Annotated in this window: 3 protein-coding genes; 2 read left to right on the top strand and 1 reads right to left on the bottom strand. The window is 64.0% G+C overall.

The genetic code is table 11. From position 1 onward, the window contains the following. The first annotated feature begins 33 nt into the window (after positions 1–33). Positions 34–507: a VOC family protein gene (locus JOZ76_RS28640; protein ID WP_291704421.1), complete on the top strand. Its 474-nt coding sequence runs from the start codon at positions 34–36 to the stop codon at positions 505–507. A 160-nt stretch (positions 508–667) separates the two neighbouring features. Beyond that, positions 668–1,693, top strand: a complete 1,026-nt coding sequence (locus JOZ76_RS28635) for a D-cysteine desulfhydrase family protein (protein ID WP_291704419.1) — start codon at positions 668–670, stop codon at positions 1,691–1,693. A 240-nt stretch (positions 1,694–1,933) separates the two neighbouring features. Here the strand turns inward: JOZ76_RS28635 and JOZ76_RS28630 are convergent, their stop codons facing one another. Beyond that, the gene (locus tag JOZ76_RS28630) at positions 1,934–2,728 is read right to left on the bottom strand and encodes a J domain-containing protein (RefSeq protein WP_291704417.1); all 795 of its coding nucleotides are present in this window, start codon (positions 2,726–2,728) and stop codon (positions 1,934–1,936) included. Positions 2,729–3,300 lie beyond the last annotated feature (572 nt).

Here is a 3,300-nt window from a genome sequence, read left to right as displayed (position 1 = left end):
GCGTGATCTGGTTTGGAACCGAAAGGACTCGCAATGGAAAAGAACACGATTTGCCTGTGGTACGACAAGGACGCCGAGGCTGCTGCCCGCTTCTATGCCAAAACTTTTCCCGACAGCGCCGTTGGCGCCATCCACCGTGCACCGGGTGACTACCCCTCCGGCAAGGCCGGCGAGGTGCTGACGGTCGAATTCACGGTTGCCGGCGTTGCTTGTCTCGGCCTCAACGGCGGTCCCATGTTCAAACATACCGAAGCTTTTTCGTTCCAGATCGCCACCGACGATCAGGACGAGACCGACCGCTATTGGAATGCGATCGTCGGCAATGGCGGGCAGGAGAGCGCGTGCGGCTGGTGCAAGGACAAATGGGGCATTTCCTGGCAAATCACGCCGCGTGTGCTAACCGAGGCGTTGGCGGCTGGCGGAGGCGAAGCAAAGCGAGCCTTTGATGCGATGATGAGCATGAAGAAGATCGACGTCGCCGCGATCACGGCGGCGCGGCGTGGCTGACGCCGCGCTGGAAGGCGTTGCCTTCATGGCCAATCCGGACAAAGAGCTTGCGAAATCGCCTCGCCGGCTGACGATCGGACAGATGGTTTGGTCAATTCGGCCGATCGGCCGTCGCTTCTGACCGTTGCAGTGGCCGGCAGCCCCTTCTAGTCTCGGCGGCATGACCGCCGAAGACGCATCGGTTCTTGCCGCAAAATTGTCGGCGTTCCCGCGCCTGGGGCTCGCCAGCCTGCCGACGCCGCTCGAGCCGATGAAGCGCCTCACCGCGCACCTCGGCGGGCCACGCCTCTGGGTGAAGCGTGAGGATGCGACCGGTCTCGGCTTCGGCGGCAACAAGCTGCGCAAGCTCGACTATGTGCTTCACGAAGCCGTCGCATCCGGGGCCGACGCGCTGGTGTCCGGCGGCGTCGTGCAGTCGAACAGTCAGCGCCAGGTCGCTGCCGCGGCGGCCAAGCTTGGCCTGGCGTGCCATCTGGCGGTCTATCACGGCCGTCTGGCTCCGCCGGCGCCCGAATACGAGACCTCGGGCAACGCGTTGCTCAATCGCCTGTTCGGCGCACATCTTCACGACGTGCCGTGGACCGGAGATCGCAACGCGGCGATCGAGGAGCTGGGAAACCGGCTCAGGCGAGAAGGGCGCAGGCCCTACTTCGTCCCGTACGGCGTTTCCAGTCCGCTCGGCGCGGTCGCCTACGCATCGACGATCGCGGAGATCGCGGAGCAGTCGCGCGCCCTCGGCATCCGGCCTGCGGCGATCGTGCATTGCACCGGCAGCGCCGGAACGCAGGCCGGTCTCGTCGTCGGCGGCGCGGTGGCGATGCCCGGGACGCGGATCGTCGGCATCGATATCGATGCCGAACCCGAGCGCGTGCGCTCCGACGTCATCGCCTATGCGAGAGCCGCGGCCGACCTGATCGGCACCAGTTTCGATGAGGACGACATCGAGGTGGTCGCCGGGCACGCCGGTCCGGCCTATGGCGTGCCGCATGCGGCAACGATCGAGGCAATCAGGCTTGCCGGCGCGCTCGAAGCGTTGCCTCTTGATCCGGTCTACTCCGGCAAGGGACTGGCCGGTCTGATCGCGCTCGCTCGGCAGGGCCGATGGCCGGGCGATACCGATGTCATTTTCATCCACACCGGCGGGGCCCCCGCCTTGTTCGCCTACCAGAGCGTGCTCGGCATCTGACCGGCGCAGGTCGCAATGAACCGCCGGCAGCCAGCGCATGGACTTGCCGGTCGCCGATGTGGCGCGATCCTGCGATCGTGGCACCCAGGGCAAGGAGCTTGTTCGCACGCGCGCTCGGAGGAGAGACGTCGAATGGCAGCGTGTGGCCATTCGTTTCCGAGACAATGCGGGTGGGATTTCGTGATGTTCAGGCCCGTTTTGCCTCAGTCGCTTGCACGCATCGGATCGTGCTGCTTCTGATCAGAGGTCCTCGCGAGAGTTCGGAGCGCATCGCGACGAATTTCCGCAAGCGCGCTGCATCATCATACGAGCAGTTCTCGTGTCCCCGCTCGCCACCAGCTCCTGCGCTTGCCGGATCAGGGCTGCTCTCTGGTTGCCACTCAATCCTCGCTCGTCGGCCTCCCGGCCTTTCGGCGTTCCGCAATGCGGCCCCCGGTCGAAGCCGACGCCGTTCAATTCCGCCGGCACGCTGCCCTGGCGAGACACGCCGCTTGCCGTCTCGTCCTTGCAATTTTGCTCCGGCGGCCTCGAATCCCTTCTATCATCACGCGATGTCAGCGCCGGAGGCACAATCACGGGCCGTGATCGAATCTCGTCGTTCGATCGCTCGCGATGCGGCGCGGCCGAAACGCCGACGGTCTGCCGTTCGACATTGCGCATCGTCACGGGGCCGATGACGGATTTCGGCGAAAATGGTCCAACCAGAACCGATCCTTGCGCCACGACCACTCCGGTCACGAGCGCTGCGGCTCCACTGATGGCCACGATGCGGAGCCACTGCGATCGACGCCGTTCGCTCTCGCGGTCGAGCCTGCGCAGGAGTTCGCGCACAAGGCGCTGGTTGTAAGCGGCGCGCCGGTTGGCGTCGCCCAAGATCGCGACCGCAGCCGCGACTTGACGGAATCGGCGTGCCGCATCCGGATCGTTCGGATTGTGATCCGGGTGATGGATCTTGGCCAACTTGCGATACGCCGCTTTGAGGGCCTCGTCGCTGGCATCGGGGCTAACGCCCAACGATTCGTACAGTGTCTTCATCGACGCCTCTTCGCAAAGGCGCGGGAAGCGAGCGATCCTCGGACAAAAAATGCAATCAGCTCGACGGGATGGAGCCGATTATCGCATTCCGGGACAGCGCCCTCCGCGAACAACCACGCTCTACAACATCAATTTCAGTACCGACTATCGCATTGGTAGCATCGAGGCGCGTCAGCAATATGACTACGCGAGTAAAACTCCTGTTCCCGGAGCGCCCAGCACTGGAAAAAACGTCGTGAATGGGTGCCGAATCGCGCGTTTCCCTTCATTCGCGCGACGGTTTCACAGAAGGTTCCCGTTGTCGCCGCAATTCGGCCCCGCTTTGGCAACGAGTTTGGCTGCCATCGCCTGACGCATTCTCGAGCTGATGGCCCGTCACCGTCGCAGGATCCCCGAGCCGTTGCCACGCGTTGACGTTCGCCAATCAGGGTGCGCTCGCATCTGGTGGTCACCACAAGAGACGTGCACGTGAAAGCCTTGACCCCGCTTCGCCGTCGACGGTGGATCGGACGCGATCGACCCGCAGCGTAGGCGACACAATTGATCAGTTGCTGATATTCTCGATGGTTCTG

Source organism: Bradyrhizobium sp. (assembly GCF_019244115.1).
GTDB lineage: Bacteria > Pseudomonadota > Alphaproteobacteria > Rhizobiales > Xanthobacteraceae > Bradyrhizobium.
This window is presented reverse-complemented; position numbering and strand designations above follow the sequence as displayed.

Bases quoted from the DNA above. Each gene is read 5' to 3' on its own strand.
- JOZ76_RS28640 (WP_291704421.1), top strand. From the start codon at position 34: ATGGAAAAGAACACGATTTGCCTGTGGTACGACAAGGACGCCGAGGCT.
- JOZ76_RS28635 (WP_291704419.1), top strand. From the start codon at position 668: ATGACCGCCGAAGACGCATCGGTTCTTGCCGCAAAATTGTCGGCGTTC.
- JOZ76_RS28630 (WP_291704417.1), bottom strand. From the start codon at position 2,728: ATGAAGACACTGTACGAATCGTTGGGCGTTAGCCCCGATGCCAGCGAC.